Below are 1,451 nucleotides of genomic sequence, written 5' to 3' on the forward strand. Positions count from 1 at the left end.
ACTCGAACCTGGCGGACCGCGACCAGAGCTTGCTGGAGGCCGCGCGAGACCTTGGTTGCAGCCGCTTGTCCTCGTTCTGGCGCATAACGTTTCCTCTCAGTCTGTCGGGCATCGTGGCCGGATGTGCATTGGTCTTCATTCCCGTGGTTGGCGAATTCGTCGTTCCCGACCTCCTCGGGGGCGCCGACACACAGATGATCGGCCGCACGATCTGGGTCGAGTTTTTCAACAATCGTGACTGGCCGGTCGCGGCTTCTGTGACAGTGCTCCTGGTGCTGCTCCTCGTCATTCCGATCACATTGCTGCAATCCCGCCTTTCCAAGATGAGGGTCTGACCATGAGCCAGTCACGCGGTCCAAGTTGGTTCAATCGGCTGTCGATCTTCGTCGTCATGTTGTTTCTCTACCTCCCGATCTTCATCCTGGTCGTTTTCAGCTTCAACAAGTCGAAGCTCGTGACGGTCTGGGGCGGATTTTCGACGCAGTGGTACGGCGCCGCACTTTCCAATGCCGCTCTATTGGATGGTGCACGCGTCAGCTTCGTGGTGGCAGCGGTCTCTGCGACGATTGCAACCGCCCTGGGTCTCCCGGCAGCCTTGGTGATGGTCCGCATCCGGCGCTTTCGCGGGCGGCAGGTATTCATGGGGCTTCTGGCAGCACCCATGGTCATGCCCGAGGTAGTGCTGGGCGTATCCATGCTTTTGATGTTCGTTGCACTCGGGGTCGACCGGGGGCCGCTCACCATCACCCTTGCGCATGCCACCTTCACGATGTGCTTTGCGGCCGTCGTTCTTCAATCGCGACTTGCCGAACTCGACCCCTCGCTCGAAGAGGCGGCGAGGGATCTGGGGTGTCCTCCGGCGACTGCTTTCTTGAAGGTTGCTTTGCCGAACATCCTTCCGGCACTAGCATCCGCCTGGCTGCTCTCCTTCACACTGTCGCTGGATGACCTCGTCATCTCCAGCTTCACGACGGGACCGGGTGCATCGACTTTGCCGATGAAGATCTATTCACAGATCAAGTTCGGCGTGACGCCCGAGATCAATGCGGTGTCGACGATGATCCTCGGTGTGGTCGCGCTGGGGCTTCTTGCTGCCGCCTGGTCGACCAGAGGATCAGAAGCCGCGTTGCGGGGGCATTGACGATGACAATCCTGCGCCTCAACTCCAACCGAGCTGCATTGCGGATTCTCGAACTGAACCATCGGTTTTCCTCATGTGTTGCTCGAACTTCTCAGGAGCGTTCAAATGGTGATGCAATGAGCGATCGAAGCACGGCGCGTCCAAGAGCGAACTCCGCCTGTCAGAGCACTATTCGCCCAGTCCATGAGGTAATCCGGTGAAGATCCAGACCATGACACAGCAGAACTCAATCGATGTTGTTCTCGCCGGCATTGGTGCGCCGGAGCTTCCGGAAGAACGCCTCGCCGCCCGGGTCTCAGAAGTCTATGGG

2 protein-coding genes are annotated in these 1,451 nt (G+C 59.1%); both read left to right on the forward strand.

Going from position 1 to position 1,451, the window contains the following annotated elements; genetic code table 11:
* Positions 1–335: ABC transporter permease (locus AC1D17_RS28930; protein WP_477568630.1), on the forward strand; the 335-nt coding region annotated here is incomplete at its 5' end.
* Positions 336–337: 2 nt separating this feature from the next.
* The gene (locus AC1D17_RS28935; RefSeq protein ID WP_112841486.1) at positions 338–1,141 is read left to right on the forward strand and encodes an ABC transporter permease; all 804 of its coding nucleotides are present in this window, start codon (positions 338–340) and stop codon (positions 1,139–1,141) included.
* Positions 1,142–1,451 lie beyond the last annotated feature (310 nt).

The sequence above is a fragment of the Pararhizobium sp. P1_E7 genome, from assembly GCF_056405855.1.

What these genes read in the sequence shown, in the direction of transcription:
- AC1D17_RS28935 (WP_112841486.1), top strand. Translation starts at nt 338, where the DNA reads ATGAGCCAGTCACGCGGTCCAAGTTGGTTCAATCGGCTGTCGATCTTC.